Source organism: Amycolatopsis sp. NPDC004378 (assembly GCF_053602455.1).
In genome coordinates this window covers 419,018-443,737 of record NZ_JBSGDR010000005.1, presented here as the reverse complement: position 1 = coordinate 443,737, position 24,720 = coordinate 419,018, and the positions used below count along the sequence as shown (strand labels likewise).

At 72.5% G+C, this 24,720-nt stretch carries 18 protein-coding genes; 10 read left to right on the top strand and 8 right to left on the bottom strand.

The genetic code is table 11. The features are described 5' to 3' along the window. Window positions 1-154: 154 nt before the first annotated feature. From ACWEN0_RS19685 to ACWEN0_RS19675, 3 genes are all read right to left on the bottom strand, one after another. Window positions 155-568: a histone-like nucleoid-structuring protein Lsr2 gene (locus tag ACWEN0_RS19685; RefSeq protein ID WP_451975076.1), complete on the bottom strand. Its 414-nt coding sequence runs from the start codon at window positions 566-568 to the stop codon at window positions 155-157. Window positions 569-743: 175 nt separating this feature from the next. Continuing rightward, entirely contained in the window at window positions 744-908 is a 165-nt protein-coding gene (locus ACWEN0_RS19680; protein WP_451975074.1) for a hypothetical protein, read from the bottom strand. A gap of 372 nt (window positions 909-1,280) precedes the next feature. After that, window positions 1,281-1,937: an HU family DNA-binding protein gene (locus ACWEN0_RS19675; protein ID WP_451975072.1), complete on the bottom strand. Its 657-nt coding sequence runs from the start codon at window positions 1,935-1,937 to the stop codon at window positions 1,281-1,283. 630 nt (window positions 1,938-2,567) lie between these two features. On the opposite strand from ACWEN0_RS19675, the gene ACWEN0_RS19670 reads away from it, so the two are divergent. The 5 genes from ACWEN0_RS19670 (at window position 2,568) to ACWEN0_RS19650 (ending at window position 12,386) form a co-directional block, all read left to right on the top strand. Beyond that, window positions 2,568-4,310 carry an ATP-binding protein gene (locus ACWEN0_RS19670; protein ID WP_451975070.1) on the top strand — a complete coding sequence of 581 codons (1,743 nt, stop codon included), beginning with the start codon at window positions 2,568-2,570 and terminating at the stop codon, window positions 4,308-4,310. 35 nt (window positions 4,311-4,345) lie between these two features. Further along, a complete protein-coding gene (locus tag ACWEN0_RS19665) occupies window positions 4,346-5,506 on the top strand; it encodes an exonuclease SbcCD subunit D (RefSeq protein WP_451975068.1) in 1,161 nt (386 codons plus the stop codon). 1 nt (window position 5,507) lies between these two features. Next, window positions 5,508-8,909, top strand: a complete 3,402-nt coding sequence (locus tag ACWEN0_RS19660; protein ID WP_451975066.1) for an AAA family ATPase — start codon at window positions 5,508-5,510, stop codon at window positions 8,907-8,909. Next, entirely contained in the window at window positions 8,906-9,883 is a 978-nt protein-coding gene (locus ACWEN0_RS19655; protein WP_451975064.1) for a hypothetical protein, read from the top strand. The genes ACWEN0_RS19660 and ACWEN0_RS19655 overlap by 4 nt, the downstream gene beginning before the upstream one ends. A 442-nt stretch (window positions 9,884-10,325) precedes the next feature. Further along, the gene (locus ACWEN0_RS19650) at window positions 10,326-12,386 is read left to right on the top strand and encodes a glycoside hydrolase family 3 C-terminal domain-containing protein (protein WP_451975062.1); all 2,061 of its coding nucleotides are present in this window, start codon (window positions 10,326-10,328) and stop codon (window positions 12,384-12,386) included. A 4-nt stretch (window positions 12,387-12,390) separates the two neighbouring features. Here ACWEN0_RS19650 and ACWEN0_RS19645 read toward each other — a convergent pair whose 3' ends face one another. Both ACWEN0_RS19645 and ACWEN0_RS19640 read right to left on the bottom strand, forming a co-directional pair. Next, window positions 12,391-12,966, bottom strand: coding sequence for a hypothetical protein (locus tag ACWEN0_RS19645; RefSeq protein ID WP_451975060.1), 576 nt, complete (start codon window positions 12,964-12,966; stop codon window positions 12,391-12,393). 58 nt (window positions 12,967-13,024) lie between these two features. Further along, window positions 13,025-13,276: a hypothetical protein gene (locus ACWEN0_RS19640; RefSeq protein ID WP_451975058.1), complete on the bottom strand. Its 252-nt coding sequence runs from the start codon at window positions 13,274-13,276 to the stop codon at window positions 13,025-13,027. Window positions 13,277-13,376: 100 nt separating this feature from the next. Here ACWEN0_RS19640 and ACWEN0_RS19635 point away from each other — a divergent pair, with 100 nt between their 5' ends. Next, a complete protein-coding gene (locus ACWEN0_RS19635) occupies window positions 13,377-13,691 on the top strand; it encodes a nuclear transport factor 2 family protein (RefSeq protein WP_451975056.1) in 315 nt (104 codons plus the stop codon). 27 nt (window positions 13,692-13,718) lie between these two features. Here ACWEN0_RS19635 and ACWEN0_RS19630 read toward each other — a convergent pair whose 3' ends face one another. Continuing rightward, window positions 13,719-14,420 carry an IclR family transcriptional regulator gene (locus ACWEN0_RS19630; RefSeq protein WP_051183801.1) on the bottom strand — a complete coding sequence of 234 codons (702 nt, stop codon included), beginning with the start codon at window positions 14,418-14,420 and terminating at the stop codon, window positions 13,719-13,721. A 143-nt stretch (window positions 14,421-14,563) separates the two neighbouring features. Between ACWEN0_RS19630 and leuC the strand changes: the two genes are divergently transcribed. The 4 genes from leuC to ACWEN0_RS19610 all read left to right on the top strand — a co-directional run bounded on the left by leuC (window position 14,564) and on the right by ACWEN0_RS19610 (window position 20,941). After that, complete coding sequence (gene leuC / locus ACWEN0_RS19625; RefSeq protein WP_451975054.1) at window positions 14,564-15,997, top strand: 3-isopropylmalate dehydratase large subunit; 1,434 nt, start codon at window positions 14,564-14,566, stop codon at window positions 15,995-15,997. A gap of 22 nt (window positions 15,998-16,019) precedes the next feature. After that, window positions 16,020-16,622, top strand: a complete 603-nt coding sequence (gene leuD, locus ACWEN0_RS19620; RefSeq protein WP_451975052.1) for a 3-isopropylmalate dehydratase small subunit — start codon at window positions 16,020-16,022, stop codon at window positions 16,620-16,622. Between the two features lie 228 nt (window positions 16,623-16,850). Next, entirely contained in the window at window positions 16,851-17,573 is a 723-nt protein-coding gene (locus ACWEN0_RS19615) for an HU family DNA-binding protein (RefSeq protein WP_451975050.1), read from the top strand. Window positions 17,574-18,229: 656 nt separating this feature from the next. Then, window positions 18,230-20,941, top strand: coding sequence for a BTAD domain-containing putative transcriptional regulator (locus ACWEN0_RS19610; protein WP_451975048.1), 2,712 nt, complete (start codon window positions 18,230-18,232; stop codon window positions 20,939-20,941). A gap of 441 nt (window positions 20,942-21,382) precedes the next feature. On the opposite strand, the gene ACWEN0_RS19605 is transcribed toward ACWEN0_RS19610, so the two are convergent. Together ACWEN0_RS19605 and ACWEN0_RS19600 are read right to left on the bottom strand one after the other, a co-directional pair. Next, window positions 21,383-22,336, bottom strand: a complete 954-nt coding sequence (locus ACWEN0_RS19605; RefSeq protein WP_451975046.1) for an NUDIX hydrolase — start codon at window positions 22,334-22,336, stop codon at window positions 21,383-21,385. Beyond that, entirely contained in the window at window positions 22,333-24,708 is a 2,376-nt protein-coding gene (locus tag ACWEN0_RS19600) for an RNA degradosome polyphosphate kinase (protein ID WP_451975044.1), read from the bottom strand. Before ACWEN0_RS19600 ends, ACWEN0_RS19605 begins: the two co-directional genes overlap by 4 nt. Window positions 24,709-24,720 lie beyond the last annotated feature (12 nt).

The following is a 24,720-nucleotide window of genomic DNA, read 5'->3' as shown; positions in this document are numbered from 1 at the left end:
CGCAGGAATTCGGCTCTCGCGCGGCTGACGTCGGGTTCAGCCGGGAACTGCCGCGCGGTGGTGGAGAAAGGGCCTCCGCCGGCGGCGGGGACGTCAGTCCTTACCGCCGACGGGCCTTCGGTGTTTCCCCCAGTTCTCTGGCGGGGCACCGCCGTCACTTCTTGGCGGCGGCGACCTTCTTGCGCGGGGCGCGCTTGCGCGGGGCGGCGGCGGGGGCCTCGGACTCCGCCACCTGGGCCTGCTCGTACGCCGAGATCACCTCGGACGAGAGGCGGCCGCGCTCGGAGACCTCGTAGCCGTTCGCGTTCGCCCAGGCGCGGATCTGCTGGTTGCGCTCGCGGTCGGTGGTGCTCGTCGTGGTCGACTGGCCCGTCGCGACGCGGACCTTGCGGCCGCCGATGCGCCGGCCGGCCGCGATGAAGCGGGCGAGCTCGTCGCGCAGGGCAGCGGCGTTCTCGTCCGAAAGGTCGATTTCATAGGTGACGCCGTCGAGGCCGAACTGAACGGTCTGGGCGGCGGTGCTGCCGTCGATGTCGTCCAGGATCTCGACGAGGACTTTCTGGGCCACGGGAATGCTCCTCAAGCTGGATGTGCGTCCGGGGAACGTGACGTGTGACAAGGTGCACAATGACCGACGTTCTCCCGTGGAGTGTATCCACCCGGCGATCGGTTCGGCAATTTCCCGGGGTTTTTCCCGGTTCGGCGGGCCGGAATGGAGGCGCGCCGAGATCCACTGTGGAGGACTACGGCGTCCCGGAAGGCGCCAAATCCCCTTGGTCCGTCTCCGGTCCTTCCGCTGCGGGATCGACGATGTCCGCGTCCGCGGCCGCGTCCTTCGCCTCCTCGATGTACCGCCGGGACCGGGCGAGTTCCGCTTCGGGATCCTCGCGCTTGTCATTCTCTGTCATTGCGGCTCCTCCGGTCGCTTGATGGACCTGTTGTCCCCGGCTACCCGGCCCGGGGATTCCGGAAACGGCGTGAATCACCGCTCCGGCGCAAAACGAGGCCGGGAAAGAATGCCGCCCGCAGTTGTCGGGCGACGCGGGTGGCCGGTGGCGCACCGCGTCGGTCACCCCAACGAGTGGCCCACCGGGCGCGGTGGTCCGGTCCCGGTCGTGCCGCCCAGCAGGCCGTGGGAGCCGCGTCGGGACCGGTTCCGGGTTCCCCGGCCCGCACTGCGGACACGCCCCGGCAGAACGCCGTTGAACGCCGTTTTGCCCCCGGGAACGCCGAAGGGCCCCGCACCAGGCTGGTGCGGGGCCCTTCGACGAGGAAGCGAGTTACTTCTTCTTGGCAGCCGACGTGCGCTTGGCCGGGGCCTTGGCGGCGGTCGTCTTCTTCGCCGCGGCGGTCTTGGCGGCCGGCTTGGCGGCGGCCTTCGCCCGCGTGGTGGTGGTGGCCTTGGCCGCGGTCGCCTTGGCGGGAGCCTTGGCCGCGGTCTTCGGGGCCGCCTTGGTGGCGGTGGCCTTCGCGGCCGGCTTCGCCGCGGTGGCGCGGGTCCGCGTGGTCGTCGCGCGCGTGGTGGCCGGCTTGGCGGCCGCGGCCCGCGTGGTGCGGGTCGTGGTGGCCTTCGCCGGGGCGGCGGCGGCCTTGGTGGCCGTCGCGCGGGTCGCCGTGGTGGCGGTGGCGCGCTTGACCGGGGTGGCCTTCGGCAGCTTCTTGGAGCCGGAGATGACGTCCTTGAAGGTGGTGCCGGCGCGGAAGGCGGGCACGTTGGTCTTCTTCACGCGCACGGCCTCACCGGTGCGCGGGTTGCGCGCGGTGCGAGCGGCGCGGGCGCGCTTCTCGAAGACACCGAAGCCGGTGATGTTGACCTTTTCGCCCTTGTTGACCGTCCGGATGATGATGTCGACCAGACCGTCAACGGCCTGCGAAGCCACCTTCTTGTCGCCCAGACGCTCCGACAGCGCCTCGATCAGCTGGGCCTTGTTCGTCATTCCAGTCCTCCATAGTGGAACTACTCGTACACGGCCCATCTCGGCCGACACTGCACACGGTATTACCAATACCGCACAAAATCCAACCGGGGGTCGAAATATTTCCTTGTGAGGGCGCTGGTTCCGCCCCTCCGGAGACCCCGGCCGGCGGGGTCCCGAATCGGAAGCCGGACCTCGACCAAGGCCCTGAGCAGGCAAAACCGTGTGCCCGGGCCGTCCACAGTGGTCGTCCATATAGGACCCGGGGCCCGTCGGGAGACTTTTTCCGCGACACGCCGGGAGCGGCCCTCCCGGCGTGTGGTCGATGCCACCCCGGGCCCGATCCCGCGCAGCGGCGGGGGATCGCGGGCCCGCCGGGAGGCCCGGCGAAGGGCCGCCGGGGTGGGATCGCCGTGGGGTCAACGCGGTAACGCGGCGCCCGCCCGGAGCGACCCTCCCGGGGACGCGGCGAGGTCGTTGCGGCGCAACGGCGGCGAACGCCGTGGGGCCGAAAGGATCTTCCCCGTAGGGTGAACTCACTCGTTCGGCCCAGCCACGGGCGCGGCGCGGAAGGCCGTGTTGGGCGCGGGACTGTCGGTCCGGCGAGCTAGTCTGCCGCGGGAGGAAGACCCGGGTGCGACAGGGAGAACCGTGGACCAGGAGACGCTCACCACCGTGGTCGGCCGGGTGGCCGGGACCGAGGACTCGACGCCGCTGCAGTTCCACGTGGCGATCGACCCGGAAGCCTATCTGCAGCTCGACGACGTCGTCGTGACCAGGCGGGAACTCCCCGGTCTCGGCGAAGTCACGTCGTACGGGGTCGTCACGCAGGTGAACGCGCGGCACGAGGGCGCGAGCTTCGGCAGCGACGTCTTCCTGATCTCCGACGGCGTCCTGCCCGCGCAGGTGCAGGAGATCGCCGAGATCGCCACCACCCGCGTCGAGCCGGAGTGCTACGTGCCGCCGCGGCCGGGATCCGTCGTCTCCCGCGCGGTGGGGGAGGATCGCGCGCAGGCGCTGTACTTCGACAACATGACCCGCCAGGTGGCGGTCGGCCTGGGCCGGGACGGCGAACCCGTCTACCTCAACATGGACTTCCTCGACGGCACGCGGGGCGCGCACGTCAGCATCAGCGGCGTCTCCGGCGTGGCCACCAAGACGTCGTTCGCGTTGTTCCTGCTGCACTCGATCTTCCGCGGCGGCGCCCTGTCCAACGCGCACAACGCCAAGGCCCTCGTCTTCTCGGTCAAGGGCGAGGACCTGCTGTTCCTCGACACCCCGAACGTCCGGCTCGACGAGAACCTCAAGGCCGAGTACGCCAAGCTGGGCCTGCCCGCGGAGCCCTTCGCCTCGGTCGGGTTCTACGCGCCGCCGACGCCGTCGGACACCACGGGGAAGCCTTACGTCACCGGGCGGACGTCGGGCGTCGGCGCGTTCTGGTGGACCATCGCGGAGTTCTGCGCGAACGACCTACTGCCCTACGTCTTCGCCGACGCCGAAGACGAGCGCAACCAGTACACGATGGTCATCCACCAGGTCGCGAACCGGTTGCGGCTGGACAGCACCCCGGCGGGGAAGGACGGCGCGGCCACGGTCGACGGCGTCCTGTGCCGCACCTACGCCGAGCTCGTCGACGTCATCTGCGAGCGCGTGACCGACGAGGAAACCCGCGCCGGCTGGGCCGGTGCGGTCACCGGCGCGGGCACGGTCAACGCCTTCATCCGCCGCCTGCGCTCGAGCCAGCGCGCGCTCAGCGGCCTCATCCGCGGCGACCTCGCCGACCACGCCGCCCGCAAGCTGTCCACGGAGAACCAGCAAGTCACGGTCGTGGACATCCACAACCTCGTCGAGCGCGCGCAGCGGTTCGTCGTCGGTGTCACGCTCGCCGCGGAGACCGCGCGCAAGGAGGCGGCCGGCCCCGGCGGGCTGCTGTTCACCATGCTGGACGAGCTGAACAAGTACGCGCCGCGCGAAGGCAGCAGCCCGATCAAGGAGGTGCTGCTGGACATCGCCGAGCGCGGCCGCTCCCTCGGCGTCATCCTCATCGGTGCGCAGCAGACGGCTTCCGAGGTGGAGCGCCGGATCGTCAGCAACAGCTCGGTGCGGATCGTCGGGCGCCTCGACGCCGCCGAGGCCTCGCGCCCGGAGTACGGCTTCCTGCCGCAGAGCCAGCGGGTCCGCGCGACGCTCGCGACACCCGGCACGATGTTCGTGAGCCAGCCGGAGATCCCGGTGCCGATCGCGGTCGGCTTCCCGTTCCCGGCCTGGGCCACGCGGCTTTCCGAGGCCGGGCAGGTGCCGACGACCACGGCGGCGTCGAAGAAGTCCGACCCCTTCGCGGGGCTGCCGACCGGGAGCGCCGACCCGTTCGGCGACGACCCGCCGCCGTTCTGAGCCCGCTGCCCGTCACCTGAACGGAAGGACGAAGGGTGAAGTTCCTGCACACCTCCGACTGGCACGTCGGCAAGACGCTCAAGGGCCGCAACCGCCTGGACGAGCAGCGCGCGGTGCTCGGCGAGATCGTCCGGATCGCGCGGAAAGAGACGTTCGACGCGGTCCTCGTCGCGGGCGACCTGTACGAGACGTCGGCGCCTTCGGCGGCCGCGCAGGAACTCGTGGTGCAGGCGCTGATGGCGCTGCGGGACACCGGCGCCGAGGTCATCGCGATCGCGGGGAACCACGACCACGCCGCGACGTTCGAGGCGTACCGGCCGCTGCTCAGGGCGGCGGGCATCCACCTCACCGGGAACCCGCGCCCGGCCGCGGACGGCGGGGTCGTCTCCTTCGACGCCCGGTCCACCGGCGAACGCGTGAACGTCGCCGTGCTGCCCTTCCTTTCCCAGCGCTACGCGGTCCGCGCCGCCGAGCTGCTCGCCGGGACGCCGGCGGACAACGTCGGCCAGTACGACCAGCGCGTGCGGGACATCCTGGAGCGCCTCAAGTCCGGGTTCACGCCCGGCGCGGTGAACCTCGTCATGGCGCACCTGACGGTGACCGGCGGCGCGATGGGCGGCGGGGAACGCGCGGCGCAGTCCATCTTCGAGTACCACGTGCCGGCCACGGCGTTCGGCGCCGACCCGCACTACGTCGCGCTCGGCCACCTGCACCGGCGCCAGTCGCTGCCCGCCGCGTGCCCGGTGCACTACAGCGGCTCGCCGTTCGCGGTGGACTTCGGCGAGCAGGACAACAAGAGCGTGGTGCTGAGCGTCGAGGTCACGCCTACGACCCCCGCGAAGATCACCGAAATCCCGCTGACCGCGGGGCGGCGGCTGCGGACCGTCCACGGCTCGGTGGCCGAGCTCGTCGGCCGGGCCGAGGAGTTCGGTGAGGACTACCTCCGCGTCTACGTCCGGGAAGCGACCAGGGCCGGGCTGCGCGAAGAGATCCAGGAAGCCCTGCCCAACGCCCTGGAAATCCGCATCGACCCGGAGTTCGCGGCTCCGGTGACGACGTCGGGCGGCGAACGCGCGGTGGCCGACCGGTCACCGGGTGAGCTGTTCGCGTCCTACTGCGAGGAGCGGACGGTGGACGACAAGCGCGTCCAGTCGCTCTTCGCGCGGCTGCACGACGAAGAGACGAGCGGGGTGTGACATGCGGCCTGTGCTGCTGGAGATGACCGGCTTCGCGTCCTTCCGCGACAAGACCGAAGTCAGCTTCGAGGACACGGACTACTTCGCGCTCGTCGGGCCGACGGGCGCGGGCAAGAGCACGGTGATCGACGCGCTCACCTTCGCCCTCTACGGCTCGGTCGCGCGCTGGGACCACGAAGGCCTGGTCGCGCCCGCGCTCGCCCCGACGGTGAACCGCGCGACCGTGCGGCTGGTGTTCGACGCGGGCGGCGCGCGCTACCACGTCGTGCGGGAAGTCCGGCGCAGCGGCGGGAAGAAACCCACGGTCAGCGTCAAGAACGTCCGCCTGGAACGGCTCGCCGACCCCACCGCGCTCGGCGGCGCGGAGGACGACGCCGACCCGGTCGCCGCCGACTCCGAGGTCACCCCGGCCGTCGAACGCCTGCTCGGGTTGACGTTCAAGCACTTCTGCACCTGCGTCGCGCTGCCCCAGGGCGACTTCGCGGAGTTCCTGCACGCCAAGGCCGCCGACCGGCAGAAGATCCTCATCAAGCTGCTGGGCCTGGAGGTCTACGAGCGGATCGGCCGCCGCGCCGGGGTCACGGCCGAGCAGCAGAAGCAGCGCGCCGCCGTCCTCACCGAACAGCTCGGCAGCTACGCCGACGCGACGGAAGAAGCCGTCGAAGAGCTTTCCGCGCGGAGGACTGCGCTCGCCGACCTCGACGCGCGGGTCACCGCGGCGATGCCGGGACTGTCCGACGCCACCCGCGTCCACGACGAAGCCCGGCAGCTGGTCGCGACGGTGACGCGGGAACTGGGCGTCCTCGACGCGCTGGAACGTCCTGAGGGCGTCGAGGATCTCGAGGCCCGGCGCCAGGCCGCGGCGGACGCCGTGACGACGGCGCAAGCGGAGCTGGAGAACACGGAGAAGGCGGACGAAACCGCCCGCGCCGCGCTCGCGGCCGCGCCCGGCCGCGGCGAGCTGGAGCGGATCCGCGCCGCCCGCACCGAGCTCGGCGAGATCGAAAAGGCGCTCCCGCGGCTGGAAGAAGACGCGAAGAAGGCGTCCCAGGCCAAAGACGCCGCCGCTGTTTCGGCGACCGAGGCGGTGTCCGTCGTCGAGGCGGCCCGGAAGAACCGGGACCTCACCGCGCGGGCCGCGGAGGACGCCGCCGCCGAAGCCGCGCGGGCCCGTCAGGACCGTGACCGGCTGGCCGGGCTCCGGCCGCCGGCGGATCTCGGGGACCTGGCGAAGGATTCGGCGCGGGTCGCGAAGCGCACGGCGGACGCCGACGCGCGCCTGCGTGCCGCCGAGGCCACGGACGCCGAAGCCCGCAAGGCGCTGGCTGCCCAGCCGGACGTCGCGCCGCTCGCTTCGGCCCGGTCCGACGCCCGCACCCTCTACACGTTGTGCGACGCGCAACGGAAGGCCGCACCCGAACAGGCCGCCCGCCGCAAGGAACTCGAAACCGCGCGAACCGCGTTCAAGAGCGCCGACGCCGAACTCACGGCGGCGAAGACCGCGCTGGCCGACGCCGAACGGACCGGCCAGGCCCTGGTGCTGCGGGCGGGCCTGGCCGTCGGGCACGCGTGCCCGGTGTGCGAGCAGGAAGTCACGGCGCTGCCCGATGCCGTCGGGCACGCCCACCTCGCCGAGGCCCGCGAACGCGTCGAGCGCGCCGAACGCGAGCGCGCGACGGCCGAGACCGCGGTGCGCAAGCTGGAGCGGGCCGCCGATCGCGACGCCGACTCCGCCGCGTCCGCGGCCGCGCAGGCGGAAGAACTGCGCGTGGTCCTCGCCGAGGTCGACGGGCCGCCGGAGTCGGCGGTGCTGCGGCGCCCGGTCGAGGCGTCCTTCACCGAACAGGACTTCGCGGACCTCGTCGCCGCCGTGCGTGAACGCGGCGAATGGCTGTCCACGACGATCGACGGCCGGTCCCGGATCGCCGAAGCGGCGCGTGCCGCGGACACCGAACTGGCGGCGGCTCGCGCCGAGCGCACCGCGGCGCAGCACGACGCCGACGTCGTGGCGAAGTCCTTCGCGGCGGCGCGGGAGGCGTTGCGCGCGGCGCGGGATCCGCTGGTGGAGCTGGGCGCGCCCGCGATCGACGGCGACGACGTCCCGGCGGGCTGGCGGCTCCTCACGACGTGGGCCGCTTCGGCGCTGGAAGAACGACGGACGACGCTGGCCTCCCTCGAAGCGGCCGCCGAAGCCGCGGGCAAGGAAGCCGTCGTCGCGGCGGACGACTTCAAGGCCGCCGAGCGCGACGCCGAGCAGCGGCGCACGCGGGCCGTCGACGCGGGACTGGCCGAGCAGGCGGCGGGCACCCGGCTCGAAACCGCCCGGCGCCGTCGCGGCGAACTGGCCGAGACGCTCGCCGGAGCGCCGTCGGCCGAAGTCGTCGCCGAGCAGCTCGCGCGCGTCGCCGAACTCGAGCAGGCCGCGAAGGCCGCGGACGCCGAGCTGCGAAAGGCGCGCGCCGCCGCGAAGGAGGCAGCCGACCGGCAGGCGAGCGTCGCGAAGGAAACGGACGCCGCGCGGCAGCGGCTGTCCCAGGCGCGCGACCCGCTGGTCGGACTCGGTGCGCCGCCGATCGACGGCGACAGCCTCCTCGGCGCCTGGGCCGCGTTGACCGATTGGGCGGCTGGGCAGGCGAAAGAGCGTCGCGAGCGGCTGGCCGTCGCGACGACTGCCGAGGCTGAAGCCGCCGAAGCGTTGCGAGCGGCCGAGCGCGCCGTGGTGGAGGACGTGACCGCGCTCGGCGTCGAACTGCCGGAGGGGCCGGTGCGGGACCGCGTGCCGGTGGCCCTCGCGACCGCCCGGGCACGAGCCGAAGCCGACCACACGGAGATGAAGCGGCGCGTGGCGCGCGTGGCCGGGCTGCACGGCGACATCGCGGCCGCCGAGTCCGAAGCGCAGGTCGCGCGGCTGCTCGCGGATCTGCTGCGCTCGGACAAGTTCCCGCGCTGGCTGATCGCCGGGGCGCTCGACACGCTCGTCGCCGAGGCGTCCGCGTCCCTGCTCGAACTGTCCGGCGGCCAGTTCGAACTGACCCACGACAAGGGCGACTTCCTGGTGGTGGACCACAACGAGGCCGACGCCCGCCGCCCGGTGAAGACGCTGTCGGGCGGGGAGACGTTCCAGGCGTCGCTTTCGCTCGCCCTGGCGCTTTCGTCCCAGCTCGGCGCGATGGCCGCGGAGGGCGCGACCAAGCTCGAGTCGATCTTCCTCGACGAAGGGTTCGGCACCCTCGACGAGGCGACCCTCGACGTCGTGGCGTCCACTTTGGAGAACCTCGCCGCCACCGGCTCCCGGATGGTCGGGGTGATCACGCACGTGCCGGCGCTCGCCGAGCGCGTGCCGGTGCGCTTCCTGGTCACGCGCGACGGCACCGGCTCGCACATCAGCAGGGAGGGCGCATGACGGCGGTCGCCGGGATGAACTTCAGCATCGACAGCTGGGACCCGGGCTACGGCAGCTCGATGGAGGCCGAAGAGCTCGCCAGGTCGGGCGCGGAGGTCGAGCTGGACGTCGAGGTCCCGGCGGCCGAGTGGGCGCCGATCGACCCGTCGCCGGTTTCCGCGCCGGAGGCCGTGTTGTTCGTCGACGGCGTCCGGCGGATCGACGCCCGCGTCTGGATCGACGACCCGGACGGGACGAACTCGGCGTCGATCGGGCTGTGCGCGTCGTACGCGGCGGGCGTCGTGTGCTGCTGCGAGGGACGGGCGCACGTGGTCGGGACCGACGTGCGGCGCGGGCTGTTCACGGTCGCCCCGGAGGCGGCCGACATCCCGACGTCGGCCGGGACGTACCAGGCGTTCCGGGCCGCGGCCAAGGAGGACAAGCCGCTGCCCGTGGTGCTTTCGACGGCCCTGCAGGACCAGCTGGCGGAAACCGAGCTCGACACGGCGATCGCGGCCCGCACGGCGATCGCCGGGCACGTCGGCCGCGACCTGCTGGTGGTGGACGGCCCGTTGCGCGGCCGGGCCCACCTCGAGCGGGCGGTCGGGTTCATCAAGAGCCACCAGACGACGTACCTGCCGGGCGAGCTCAACGCGATGGTCGGCCGGCTCGGCCCGCACCAGCGCACGCCGGTGTTCCTGATGGGGACGACGTGGGTCCGGCACTCGTGGTACCTGCGGCTGCCGTCGACGGGCGGCCCACCGTGGTCGGGCGTGGTGCGCGTGGAGGCGGCATCGCACCTGGACCGCGACGAGGTGGCCGGCCTGGCGAACCTGACCCAGTCGGTACTGGGCCGGTTCGCGTCGGTGCCGTACAAGGACTCGCGGGCACCGCAGAACCTGTATCCGATCGCGGGCCTGGAGCGCGACCTGCGGCACCGGCTGGGGGATCAGCAGTTCGTGTACCGGGCTTTGCGCCTGGCCGCGGCCCGGTGACGTGGCAAGGCGGAGCCGGGGACCGCACCGGGCGCACACCGTCCGCGAGCAGGAGGGGCACGTCGATCTTTCCGGCTGGCCGGCCGCCGCGCTGAGACCGGCCCGGGGCGCGGGTGCGCGCCCCGGGCCGGCACCGCCCTCTGGGGTGGGCGGTCCCCGGGGCGGTGGCCTGGGGGCCCGCGCCCGCCCCGGGGTGTCCTTTGTGGAGGGAGCCGGCCGCGGCCGTTCAAGGTGGTGAACGGCGCGGCGGCGTTAGGCCGATCAGTGCTTTCTCGCCGCGGCCCGGCCCCTCCCGTGGGCGCTCCTTCCACGCTTGAGCCGGGGAAACGGTTGAGCCCTCGTTCTGTTCATGTACATGAACAACTATCGAGTCTATGTTTCTCGGTCACGTATGGGTTAGCTTGTCCGCCGTTGATCCCGTTCAGTGGCGAGGGAGACTGCGATGCGCAACGGCCGGCTGGTTCTTGCCGCGGTTCTGGGGTTGTCGCTGGCCGTGCCGGCGACGGCGGTGGCGGACGCGCAACCGTGGCGCAACGGCCGCCAGTCGCCCGAGCAGCGGGCCGCCGAGCTCGTCGCCGCGATGACCCTCGACGAGAAGATCTCCCAGCTGCACCTGCAGCCCGACGCCGAGCACCAGCGGTTCGTGCCGCCCATCCCGCGCCTCGGCGTCCCCGGCTTCCGGATCGCCAACGGCCCGGCCGGCATGGGCCCGGCCGACGACAAGCCGCAGAAGCCGGCGACCGCGCTGCCCGCCACGATGGCCCTGGCGTCGACGTTCGACACCGGGCTCGCGCGCCAGTACGGCCGCCTGATCGGCGACGAAACCCGCGCGCTCGCCCACAACGTGTCCGAGGGCCCCGACATCAACATCGCCCGCGTGCCGCGCAACGGCCGGACGTTCGAGGGCATGGGGGAGGACCCGGTGCTCGCCGGCGCCCTGGGCGCCGCCGACATCCGCGGCATCCAGGAGAACGGCACCATCGCCGAGGTCAAGCACTACGCGGCGAACAACCAGGAGACCCAGCGCCAGAGCATCGACGAGCACATCGACGAGCGCACCCTCAACGAGATCTACCTGCCGCACTTCGAGCAGGCGGTGACCGAAGGCCACGCCGGCTCGGTGATGTGCGCCTACCCGAAGATCAACGGCGTCTTCACGTGCGAGAACCCGGCGCTGCTGCAGGGCAAGCTGCGCGACGACTGGGGGTTCAAGGGGTTCGTGCAGTCCGACTGGGGTGCCGCGCACAGCACGGTCGGGTCGGCGAACGCGGGCATGAACCTCGAGATGATCGACGGCACCTGGTACGGCGACAAGCTGAAGCAGGCGGTGCTCGCCGGGCAGGTCAGCGAACAGCGCGTCGACCAGCTGCTGATCCCGCGGTTCCGCACGATGTTCGCGTTCGGGCAGTTCGACCACCCGCCGACGCCGGCGCCCCTGCCGACCGCGCAGCACGACGCCGCGGCGAAGCAGTTCGCCGAACGCGGCATGGTCCTGTTGCGCAACGACCACGCCCAGCTCCCGCTCGACGACCGCGCGGTGAAGTCGATCGCGCTGATCGGGCCGTTCGCGACCAAGGCCAAGACCGGCGGCGGGGGCAGCTCGGCCGTCATCCCGACGTCCACAGTGGACCCGTTGCCGGGGCTGCGGGCCCGGGTCCCCGGGGCCGCGGTGACGCTCGACGACGGCAGCGACCCCGCCCGCGCGGCCGCCCTGGCCGCCGGTTCCCAGGTCGCGGTCGTGATGGTCGGCGACACCGAAGCCGAGGGCAAGGACCGGGCGAGCCTGGCGCTGGACGGCACCCAGGACGCGCTGGTGTCCGCTGTCGCCGCGGCGAACCCGCACACCGTGGTCGTGGTGAAGAGCGGAGGGCCGGTGCTCATGCCGTGGGCCGCTTCGGTGCCCGCGATCCTGCAGGCCTGGTACCCGGGCCAGCAGGACGGCGCCGCCGTGGCGGGCGTGCTCTTCGGCGACGTCAACCCGTCGGCGAAGCTGCCGATCACGTTCCCGGCGGCCGACGCGGACACCCCGGCGAACACCACGGCGCAGTTCCCCGGCGTCAACGGCGTCGCGACGTACTCGGAAGGCCTGCAGGTCGGCTACCGCTGGTTCGACGCGCAGGGCAAGACGCCGCTGTTCCCGTTCGGCTACGGCCTGTCGTACACGACGTTCGCCTTCTCCGGCCTGTCGGTGCGGAACACCGGCGACGGCGCGACGGCGACGTTCACGGTGCGGAACACCGGGCACCGCGCGGGCGCCGAGGTCGCGCAGCTGTACCTGGGCTTCCCGGCGGCGGCGGGCGAACCGCCGAGGCAGCTGAAGGGCTTCTCGCGCGTCGAGCTGGCGCCGGGCCAGTCCCAGCGCGTGACGATCCGGCTGGACGCGCGCGACTTCTCGACGTGGGACGCCGCCAGCCACGCGTGGCGTCCGGTGAAGGGCGGCTTCACGGTCCAGGTGGGCGACTCGTCCCGCTCGCTGCCGCTGCAGGCGCCGCTGAAGCGCTGACCCGTCAGGCCTTGCAGCCCGGGGCGAGCGCGGCGGCCGTCATCAGCTCCCGGGACGCGATCATCGGGGCGACCGGGTCGTACATGCCGTCGACGTCCTGCTGGGCCTGCTGCAGGGCCTTCATCGCCGGGTCCTGCGAGGCGGCGTCACCCGGCTTCGCACCGTCGAGTGCCGTCTTCGCGTCGCGGGCGCGGTCCCGGGCCGTCGTGTACTTCGTGACGAAGCCCTGCCGGACCGTTTCGGCGAGCGGGACCGGCGCCGGCGGCAGCGCCGTCAGCTTGTCGACCACTTCTCCCGTGCGGTCCGCGATCCCGCCCAGCTCTTCGCTGAGCGCTCGCTGCGCTTCCTCGACCGTGCCCGGTTCGGGCGAACCCGGGACGGCTTCGTCGTTGGTGCGCTCGCGGTAGCCGTGGATCGCCGAGCAGAAGCCGTCCATCCAGTCCCGCGTCGCCGGGTCGACGCTCGGCGGTGCCGGCAGCGTGCTCGGCGCCGTCACGGTCACGGTCGGCGCGGTCGGGGTGGGTCCCGAGCACGCGCTCAGCAGCAGTCCGGCGCCCAGCAGTCCCGCGGCGATCTTCATCGGTCCCCCTCGCGGTGTTCCTCGGCGGATACACGCGCGAAGCGGCCGGGCGGTTGCATCAGGCGGCGGCGAGCGTCCCGCCCAGCGCGAGCCGGCCGTCGTCGGTCAGTTCCGCGCGCGTCCACTGCCCGATCGCCCGCACCGGTCCTCGCGCCGGCCGGATCAGCCCGGCCCGCGCCAGCTCGTGCGCCGTCGCCTGGTCGCAGCACGGCAGCCCGTCGACCCGCAGGTCCGGCTCGCAGCTGCAGGTCAGCTCGGCCCGCCCGGCGTCGACGGCCCGGAGCATCGCCAGTGCCCTTCGGTTCAGCATGGTCGGTCCCCCTCTTCGGTGCTGTCCCTGAAGAGACGTGACCGCGGTCACCGAATACGCAGGTTTCGCGAGGTTCCCCCGAACGGTGCACGATGACCGCATGACGCACTCGATCGGCGACCCGGCTGTGCGCGCGTTCGTCGACGCGCTGAACGCGGGCGACCGCACGGCGTTCCGGGCCGCGCTGACCCCGGACGCGACCATGTCCGACGACGGCACGGACCGCGACCTCGCGGAATGGACGGAGAAGGAGATCTTCTCCAGTCAGGGCCACCTCGAGGTCGAAACCGCGGAAGACGAGGGGAGGCGGTTCGTCGCGAACTACTCGAACTCGACGTGGGGCGCGATGCGGACGCGGTGGGCGTTCACGGTTCGCGACGGCAAGGTGGCGCGCTTCGAAACCGGCCAAGCCTGACAACGGGTGTGACTCCTGGGGCGGGAGTTACAGGCGTTCCTGCAACGCGTCCGCCGCCGCGAGGAGGTCCGCGGCCCAGCGCGCGCCGGGCTTGCGGCCGATCCGCTCGATCGGGCCGGACACCGAAACCGCCGCGACGACCGTGCCCGCGGAGTCGCGGACCGGCGCCGAAATGCTGGCCACACCCGGCTCGCGCTCGGCGACGCTCTGCGCCCAGCCGCGGCGCCGGACCTCCAGCAGCGTGCGCTCGCCGAAGACCGCGTCGGCCAGGATCGTGCGCTGCGTGTGCGGGTCCGCCCACGCCGCCAGCACCTTCGCGCCCGAGCCCGCCGTCATCGGCAGCCGGGAGCCCACCGGGACGGTGTCCCGCAGCCCGGACGGCGGTTCCGCGGTGGCGACGCACACGCGCTGGACACCGTCGCGCCGGTACAGCTGCACGCTTTCGCCCGTGACGTCCCGCAGCTTCGGCAGCACCACGCCCGCCGCGTCGAGCAGCGGGTCGGTCGAGCCGCCCGCCAGTTCGGCCAGTGCCGTACCGGGACGCCAGCGGCCGTCCGGACCGCGGCGCAGCAGCCGGTGCACCTCGAGGCCGACCGCGAGCCGGTGCGCGGTGGCCCGGGGCAGGCCCGTCCGCGTGCACAGTTCCGCGAGGCCGCAGGGGTCGTCCGCGACCGCCTGCAGGACGGCCACTGCTTTGTCCAGTACTCCGATACCGCTATGCTGTCCCACGACCCGATACTAGCGTCCCGCACTTTGGGAAGTCCAGCATCTGGGAAAACCCTGAACTCGAGCTGCGCTCCTCCTTCGCGGCTCGCATCCGTTCCGCAGGTGCGCGCCCGAGTTCCGACGTCGAACCGTGGAAGGAGCCGGAGATGACCAGCCCGACCGGCAAGGCCCGCACGCTGGCGGAGAAGGTGTGGGAAAGCCACCTCGTGCGCCGAGGTGAAGGCGCCGAGCCGGACCTGCTCTACATCGACCTCCACCTGCTGCACGAAGTGACCAGCCCGCAGGCCTTCGACGGCCTCCGCCTGGCCGGGCGGCCGGTGCGCCGCCCCGACCTCACCATCGCGACCGAGGACCACAACGTCCCGACCGTCGACATCGAGCTCCCCATCGCCGATCCGGTCTCGCGCACCCAGGTCGACACCCTTCGCCGCAACTGCAAGGAGTTCGGGGTCCGGCTGCACCCGATGGGTGACGCCGAGCAGGGCATCGTGCACGTCATCGGCCCGCAGCTCGGCCTGACGCAGCCCGGGATGACCGTGGTCTGCGGTGACAGCCACACCTCCACGCACGGCGCGTTCGGCGCCATCGCCTTCGGCATCGGCACGTCCGAGGTCGAGCACGTGCTCGCCACGCAGACGCTGCCGCTGCGTCCGTTCAAGACGATGGCGATCACGGTCGACGGCGAGCTGCGCCCCGGCGTCACGGCGAAGGACATCATCCTCGCGGTGATCGCCAAGATCGGCACCGGCGGCGGGCAGGGCTACGTCCTGGAGTACCGCGGCTCGGCCATCGAAGCGCTCTCGATGGAGGCGCGGATGACCGTGTGCAACATGTCGATCGAGGCCGGCGCCCGCGCCGGGATGATCGCCCCGGACGAGACGACCTTCGCGTACCTGAAGGGCCGCCCGCACGCGCCGCAGGGCGCCGACTGGGACGCGGCGCTCGAGAACTGGCGGCAGCTGCGCACCGACGAAGGTGCCGAGTTCGACGCCGAGGTGCACCTCGACGCGGGCGAGCTGACGCCGTTCGTGACCTGGGGCACCAACCCCGGCCAGGGGCTCCCGCTGGGTGCCGACGTGCCCGACCCGGAGCTGATCCCGGACGAGAACGACCGCATCGCCGCTGAAAAAGCCCTGTCCTATATGGACTTGAAGCCGGGCACGCCGCTGCGCGAGATCGCCGTGGACACCGTCTTCCTCGGCTCCTGCACCAACGGCCGGATCGAGGACCTGCGCGCCGCGGCCGAGGTGCTGCGCGGTCGGAAAGTGGCGGACTCCGTCCGGATGCTGGTGGTTCCCGGCTCCATGCGGGTCCGCAAGGCCGCCGAGGCCGAAGGGCTCGACGAGGTCTTCACCGCGGCCGGCGCCGAGTGGCGCCAGGCCGGCTGCTCGATGTGCCTGGGCATGAACCCGGACCAGCTGAAGCCGGGCGAGCGCAGCGCGTCGACGTCGAACCGCAACTTCGAGGGCCGGCAGGGCAAGGGCGGCCGGACGCACCTGGTCTCGCCGCTCGTGGCCGCCGCCACGGCCGTGCGGGGCACGCTGTCGTCGCCGGAAGACCTGCAGACCGCCGCCCGCTGACCCACCCCGAGGAGCTCCCACCATGGAACCGTTCACCCAGCACACCGGCGTCGGCGTCCCGCTGCGCCGGTCCAACGTGGACACCGACCAGATCATCCCGGCGGTCTACCTCAAGCGGGTGACCCGGACCGGGTTCGAGGACGGGCTGTTCGCCGCCTGGCGCGGTGACCAGGACTTCATCCTCAATCAGGAACCGTTCAAGAGTGGCAGCGTGCTGGTCGCGGGCCCGGACTTCGGCACCGGGTCGTCGCGCGAGCACGCCGTCTGGGCCCTGATGGACTACGGCTTCCGGGCCGTCATCTCCGCCCGGTTCGCCGACATCTTCCGCGGCAACTCCGGCAAGGGCGGCCTGGTGGCCGCGCAGTGCGAGCAGCACGACGTCGAACTGCTCTGGAAGCTGCTCGAGAACGAGCCCGGCACCGAGGTCACGGTCGACCTCGAGACCAAGACCGTGCGGGCCAAGGACTTCACCGCGCCCTTCCAGATCGACGACTACGTCCGCTGGCGGCTGCTGGAAGGCCTCGACGACATCGCTCTCACGTTGCGCCATGCCGGTGAGATCGACAGCTTCGAGTCGGGCCGCCCGTCCTGGAAGCCGACGACCACGCCGATCGCCGCTTCGTAGCGTTTTCGAGGGCGGAATCCCTTGCGGTGCCGGGGATTCCGCCCCTCGTGCGGCCGGCTGCGACACCACGCCGAACGGCCCTCGCGGGATCTCCCGCGAGGCGGAACCCGTCCCGGGGCAAGGGAAAGATTCCGCGTGCCGTTTGGAATTTGTGCTGCCTTGGTAATACCGTGTCGCTAGTCGGCCCTGCGCGGCCGTGGACGAGCACTTCCTTCTTGGAGGACTGGAATGGCCAACAAGGCCCAGCTGATCGAGGCGCTGACGGAGCGCCTGGGCGACAAGAAGGCCGCTTCCGAGGCGGTCGACGGTCTGGTCGACATCATCATCCGGACGGTCAACAAGGGCGAAAAGGTCAACATCACCGGCTTCGGGGTGTTCGAGAAGCGTGCTCGTGCGGCCCGCACCGCGCGCAACCCGCGCACCGGTGAGGCCGTGCGCGTGAAGAAGACGAACGTGCCCGCGTTCCGCGCCGGCACCACGTTCAAGGACGTCATCTCCGGCGCGAAGAAGCTGCCGAAGGCCACCCCGGTCCGCCGCGCGGCGGCGGGCACCCGCACCGCGGCGGCGACGACCTCCCGGACGGTCGCGGCCAAGCCGGCCACCACGCGGTCGACGACCACGCGCACCCGCACAACGGCGGCAAAGCCGGCGACGACAACCCGCGCGACGGCGACGAAGGCGGCGACGACAACCCGCGCGACGGCGACGAAGGCGGCCGCGGCGAAGCCGGCGACGACGCGGGCCAAGCCGGCCCCGAAGGCAGCGGCCCCGAGGGCTGCGGCGGCTCCGAAGGCGGCCGCGGCCAAGACGACGGCCGCGAAGCCCGCGGCGGCGAAGACGACCGCGGCGAAGACCACGACCCGGGCGACGACATCGCGGGCCAAGGCGGCCCCGAAGACCGCGGCCGCCAAGACCCCGGCCAAGCGCACGACGGCGGCGAAGAAGAGCTGACCACCCGAAACTGTCGGACCCCTGCGGTAACGTGAAATCAGGGGGACCCCCAGGGGGTGACCTCTGCTGGGCTTTCGGCGGGGCCTCGCGCAGACGTGCGCGGGGCCCCGCTGTGCATTCCGGGCCGGTGCGGCGGAAGCGTGTGAAGGTGACTCACGTTCCGGGGTAGCACGATCAGCTCGCGCTCAAGCAAGTCGGCTGGAGTGCCCAGGGCGGTCGGCCTTGCGGACCATGTGGTCGCCCGCGTGCTCAGCAAAAGTCGGCTCGCGTGGTCGGTCAGTCCCCGGGCCCGGCCGACTCTCCAGACGTGCCAACCGACTTCTCCCGGCGACCGATCCGCTACACGGGCGGGCGCGACCGACGGGGGAGCGTGCCGACCGACCGTTCGGGCGTGCCCACTCGGTGTTACCCACTGCCAAGATCCACAGTCCGAACGGGACTCGGGCACCACTCGCTCGGAGCAGACCGCCGTCGCGGGACCGGTTCCGCCCAATTTCGCAAAGTTGCTTGAGCGCCCGGCCGAGTGATGCCACGCTGCCACCTCGGGGCCCGCGTCCGGCGGTGCCCGCCCGCACGCGAGGCGAACCCTGGGGGCGACCACCATCGACATCCGGCTGCTCGGCCCGTTCCAGGCGCTCGTCGGCGGTTCGCCGGTCGTGCTGACCAGTTCCCGGCAGCGGGCGCTGCTCGCGACACTGGCGTTGTCCGCGGGCCGGCTCGTGTCGATCGACGCCCTCGCCCGCGGGGTGTGGGGCGAAGATCCGCCCGCGCACATCCGCGGCAGCCTCCAGACCTACGTGATGCGCCTGCGCCGGCTCTGCGGCGAGGAAACCGTCGTCACCGAACCGGACGGGTACCGGCTGGTCGTCGACCCGTCCCGGGTGGACGCCCTCCGCTTCCTCCGCACCCTCGACCAAGCCGCCGCCGCGACGGAACCCGCGCGCCGCCGCGGCCTGCTCACCGCCGCGCTCGCCACCTGGGGCGGCTCGCCCCTGGAAGGCGTCGGCTCGCCCGCGCTGGCCGCCGAGTGGGGGCCGCTGCTGACCGAGCGGTACCTCTTCGCCGTCGAACAGCGCATCGACCTCGACGCCGGGCTCGTCCCCGACGCCCGGCTCGTCGCCGAGCTCACCGACCTCGTCGCCCAGCACCCGCTGCGGGAATCGTTGTGGGAACGGCTGGTGCGCGTCCTCGCCCGCTCCGGGCGCCGCGCCGAAGCGCTGTCCCGCTACGCCGGTCTTCGCGCGCTGCTGGCCGACGAGCTGGGCGTCGAGCCGGGGGAGGACCTGCGCCGCCTGCACGCCGAACTGCTCGCCGCCGACGCCGGGCCGGCCGTCCACACCGTCCCGCGGCAGCTGCCCTTCGACGTCGCCGGCTTCACCGGGCGCGGCCCCGAGCTCGCCGAACTCGACCGCCTGCCGCCGGGTGGCGCGTCCGGCATCGTCGTCATCGAAGGCACCGCGGGTGTCGGGAAGACGTCGCTGGCCGTGCACTGGTCGCACCGCGTCCGCGACCGCTTCCCCGGCGGCCAGCTGTTCCTCGACCTGCGCGGGCACTCGGCGGACACGCCCGTCGCCCCGGACGCCGCGCTCGCCGGGTTCCTGCGCGCCCTCGGCGTCCCGGCCGAGACCGTGCCTTCCACAGTGGAGGAACGCTCCGCGCTCCTGCGCAGCCGCCTGGCCGGCAGCCGCACGCTCATGCTGCTCGACAACGCCCGCGACGCCGACCAGGTCCGGCCGCTGCTGCCCGGCACCGGCAACCTCGTCGTCGTGACCAGCCGCAACCAGCTGCGCGGCCTCGTCGCGCGCGACGGCGCCCGCCGGATCGCCCTGCGCTCCTTCGACGACCGGGACGCGGCCGCGCTGCTCGCCGGCAGCGTCGGACCGCAGCGGCTCGCCGCCGAACCCGCCGCGGTCGCCGAGCTCGTCCAGCTCTGCGGCCGTCTCCCGCTGGCGCTGGCGCTGGCGGGCGAACGCGCGTCGCGCTTTTCGGGCGTCTCGCTCGCGGGGATCGTCGAGGAACTGCGCGACCAGCGGCTGCGGCTCGACACCCTGCGCGACCCGCAGGACGCCGGGACCGACCTGCGGGCGGCGTTCTCGTGGTCGTACAAGGCGTTGCGCCCGGCGGCCGCGCGGTTCTTCCGGCTGCTGGGCCTGCATCCCGGCCACGGCTTCAGCCTGTCGTCGGCCGCCGCGCTGGCCGGGACCGACCTGCGGGAGGCGCGGGAGCTGGCCGATCAGCTCGCCGCCGCGCACCTGCTCAACCAGCCCAGCACGGATCGCTACCAGTTCCACGACCTGTTGCGCGTCTACGCGGCCGAGCTCGTCGAAACCGAGTCCGCCGCGGACGAACGCGTGGCCGCGCTGCGGCGGCTCCTCGACTGGTACCTGGCAAGCGTCGCCGAAGCGACCACGCTCGTCCGGCCCGACCTGCTCACCGACGACCTCACCCTCGACCCCGCGCCGGTGCCCGCCGTGCCGTTCACCCAGCACGAGCAGGCGATCGCCTGGTACACGACGGAACGCACGGCCCTCACGGCGCTCGTCGGCGTCGCCGCCGACAACGGCTTCACCGCCCACTCGTGGAAGCTCGCGTGGCTGCTTCGCGGGTTTTTCGCCGAACGCCACGACCGCGACGACTGGATCACGACGGCGCGCACGGCCGTCACGGCGACCCGGGAAGCCGGCGACAGCACCGGTCTCCAGTACAGCGCGAACAACCTCGGCTCGGCCTACCTGCGCACCCTCCAGCCCGACAAGGCACTCGAAGCACTGGAGGAGGCGCGTGCCGCGTCCGAGTCCGGCGCCGGGAGCGCCCTGACGGTGGCGATCCTGTCCAACCTCTCGGGCGCGTACTACGTCCAAGCCGAGTACGCGAAAGCCGAGCGCCACGCGCTGAAAGCAGTCGGCATCGCCCGCGACCAAGGCCAGCGGACGTTCGTCCCGCACGCACTCCTCAACGTCAGCGCCAGCCGCATCGGCCTGCGCGACTACGACAACGCCGCCGAAGCGGCCCAGGCCGCACACGAAGCCTTCGCCGAACTCGGCGACCGCTACCACGCGGCGCTGGCGCTGGGAAACGTCGCCGAAGCGCTCGAAGGAGCCGGCCGCTACGACGAAGCGGAGAAGTCGGGACTGGAAGCACTGGCCGAGCTGAAGGAACTGAACGCGGAATACGGCACGATCGACGTCCGCATCACGCTCGGCCGGCTCAAGCTGCGCACGGGCCGGAACGAAGAGGCACGAGGGCACTGGGCCGAGGCGCTGACGGTCTGCCGGCGCCTCGGCGATCCCCGCATCCCGGAGATCCGCACCCTGCTGGCGACAGTGCCGTCGGGCGGGCCCCAGACCCGGGATGCGCCGTACCCCTAGCCCGGCGCAGCCCAGCGGGACCCGGAGCCAGTACACCAAGATCGACTGTCACGGCACTGTCTTCTGCCGGTGGCGTGCGCACACGGGCAGGTCGTCGCGCTGGCAGCCTCGCGCTGGTGGATTGCCGCGGTAGCTGGCTCGTGCTGCGTGGCGGTCGCGGTGTCAGGCTGTCGCCCACGGCAGGTGGTCGCGCTGGCAGATCGCGCAGTGGCGGACTTGCCGCTGAAGCTGGCTGGCCCGCGCTGCCTGGTGGTCGCGCTGACAGGCCGTCGCCCACGGCCAGGCCGTCGCGCTGGCTGGCAGACCCCCGCGCTGGCAGACCCCCGCCCTCCCTGGGGGGCGTGCCCTTGTCCAGCGTATCGGGGGCCGCCGACGAAAAGCCGGGGAAAGCCCGCAGCCGCGGCCGATTGCCCACATCACGGACGGCTTGTGGACAAGCGCTCAGCGGTGGCTGGGCGAGGGTGTCGGCAGCGCGCTCGGGTAGTAGTCCGCCGCCAGCAGGACCGGGCCCTCGTCCGTGGTCGGGGCGCGGAACGACAGCACCCAGAACGAGCCCTTCTTGCTCGGCACCACGCCGCCTCGGGCGGCGGCCAGCTCGACGCCGTCGCGGTCCGCCAGTGCGCTGACCAGGTCCGGGATCACGCCGCCCTGGCTGCACACCACCGGGGTGCCGCCGTCGCCGGCCACCGCCAGCAGCCGCGCGACGCCCAGCACCGGGTCCGGCCAGTAGCCCTCCTCCGACAACAGCGGCTCGTGCCGCACGTCGGCCCCCAGGTCCTCCGCGACCCCGCCCACCGTCTGCACGCACCGCAGCCGCGGCGCCGACAGCACGCGGTCCGGCCCGAACAGCGCCAGCACTCGCCGCAGCGCCGACGCCTGCCGTTGTCCGGCGTCCGACAACGGCCTCAGGTCGTCGTCGCCGGACCAGTCGTCGCGCTTGCCCGCCTTCGCGTGCCGCACCAGGACGACCGTCGTGACGTCGACCGGCAGCTCGCAAAAAGACCGCAGCACCCGCACGTCTTCCGGGCGCGTCAGCAGCTTCTCCGCCGCCGTCGGGGCGAGCCAGCGCAACTCGTCGACCTCGTGGTTGACCTCGAACTCGCCGGAAACGGCTTCGGCGCTGAAGTAGTCGACCTTCTTCGGGACAGTGCCGGACCCGTTGCGCGTGGGCACCGAATACTCCGTCCGGGTCAGGTAGCGGCCCAGGATCCCGTCGAACCCGGTCTCCTCCCGCACTTCGCGGACGGCGGCCTCGGCGATCGTCTCGCCGGGGTCGAGCTTTCCCTTCGGCAACGACCAGTCGTCGTACCGCGGGCGGTGCACCAGGGCGACTTCCGTCTCCCGCCCGGCGGCGCGCCACAGCACCGCGCCGGCCGCCCGTACCTCCTGGGTCATCCGGCGGCCCCGTGCAGCTTCGCGAGTTCCAGCTGGTGGTCGCGGACGCGCGAGCCTTCCGCCGGGAACGGCGACCACTCGCCGCTGGCGGTCAGCACCCAGCACCGCGTCTCGGGGTCGAGCGCCGAGTCGAAGATGTCGTCGAGCTGCCGCGTCAGCTTCGGGTCCTTGACGCGCACCAGCGCCTCGATCCGCCGGTCCAGGTTGCGGTGCATCATGTCCGCGCTGCCGATCCAGTGCGTCCCGCCTGCCCGGAAGTGGAAGACCCGCGAGTGCTCCAGGAACCGGCCGAGGATCGACCGGACGTGGATGTTTTCCGACAACCCCTCGACGCCCGGCTTCAGCGCGCAGATCCCGCGGACGACGATGTCGACCGGCACCCCGGCCTGCGACGCGTGGTACAGCGCGTCGATCACCTGCTCGTCGACCAGCGAGTTGCACTTGATCCGGATCCCGGCCCGCTGCCCGGCCCGCGCCAGCTCGATCTCCTCGCCGATCGCGCGCACGATGCCGCGGCGGATGCCGTGCGGCGACGTCAGGATCGTCCGGTAGGTGTCCTGCCGCGAGTAGCCGGTCAGCACGTTGAACAGGTCCGTGATGTCCGCGCCGATGCTCGGGTCGGCCGTGAGCAGGCCGAGGTCCTCGTACAGCCGCGCGGTCTTCGGGTTGTAGTTGCCGGTGCCGATGTGGCAGTAGCGGCGGATGGTCGAGCCCTCCTGGCGCACCACCATCGACACCTTGCAGTGCGTCTTCAGCCCGACCAGGCCGTACACGACGTGCACGCCCGCGCGCTCCAGCGTGCGCGCCCAGGTGATGTTCGCCTGCTCGTCGAACCGCGCCTTGATCTCTACCAGCGCGACGACCTGCTTGCCCGCCTCGGCGGCGTCGATCAGCGCGTCGACGATCGGCGAGTCGCCCGACGTCCGGTACAGCGTCTGCTTGATCGCGAGGACCTTCGAGTCGGCCGCTGCCTGCTCTATGAACCGCTGCACGCTCGTGGAGAACGAGTCGTACGGGTGGTGCACGAGCACGTCGCCCTCGCGCAGCGTCGCGAAGACGCTCTTCGGCGTCTCGCGCTCGCCGAACGCCGGGTGCGTCGCCGGCACGAACGGCCGGTCCTTCAGCTCCTTGCGGTCCACACTGGACAGCTGGTGCAGGCAGGTCAGGTCGAGCAGGCCGGGCACCTCGACGACGTCCGCCGGGTCGACGTCCAGCTCGCGCAGCAGCAGCTCGAGCATGTGCTCGCTCATGTCCTGGGCGACCTCGAGGCGCACCGGCGGGCCGAACCGGCGCTGCGCCAGCTCGCGCTCGAGGGCCTGCAGCAGGTCTTCGTCACGGTCTTCGTCGACCTCGAAGTCGGCGTTGCGGGTGACGCGGAAGACGTGGTGCTCGGTGACGTCCATCCCGGTGAACAGCTCGCCCAGGTGCGCGGCGATGAGCTCTTCGAGGGGCAGGAACGTCGCGGTGCGGCTGGTGCGCTCGTTCTCGACGCGCATCAGGCGCGGCACGTTGCTCGGCACCTTCACCCGGGCGAAGCGCTCGGTGCCGCCCTCGGGGTCGCGGACCGTCACCGCGAGGTTGAGCGAAAGGCCCGAAATGTACGGGAACGGGTGCGCCGGGTCGACCGCCAGCGGCGTCAGCACCGGGAAGATCTGCTCGGAGAAGTAGCTGGAGAGCCGGAGCTGGTCGGCGCCGGACAGGTCGGCCCAGCCGACGATCCGGATGTCGTACTCGGCCAGCTGCGGGCGCAGGTGCTTCTCGAACGCGCCGGTCTGCCGCTCGACCAGGTCCTGGTTGCGCTTGGCGATGTAGTCGAGCTGCTCGCGCGGGGTGAGCCCGTCCGCGCTGCGCACCAGCAGGCCCGTCTCGTCGCGGCGCTTCAGGCCGGCGACGCGGACCATGTAGAACTCGTCCAGATTGGACGCGAAGATCGCGAGGAACTTCGTCCGTTCGAGCAGCGGCTGCGACTCGTCCTCGGCCAGCGCGAGCACGCGGGCGTTGAAGTCCTGCCAGGAGAGCTCGCGGTTGAAGTACCGGTCGTCCGGCAGCGTCTCGACGGCGGTCGGCGCGCTGGTGACCGCGGGCGGCGCCGACGGGACGGCGCGGAACTCCTCGGCGGGGCGCTCGGCCGCGCGGGGCGCCTTGCCGGTTCTGGTGGTCTTGCTCGTCGTGGGCTGGGCAGCGGCCGCGGTGGTCTTGCGGGGCCGGGCCTTCGCGGCGGTGGTGCGGGCCGCGACGTCACGCGCGCTGGACTTCGCCGGCTCGCGCTTCGCCGGCGTGGTCTTCTTGGCCGTCTCCGAAGATCCGTTCGCCGGGTTCCGTCGCCTCCGCGGTGCGGGCGTGCTGCCGTCTGCTGTGCTCACCGCACCCATTCTTCACTAAGC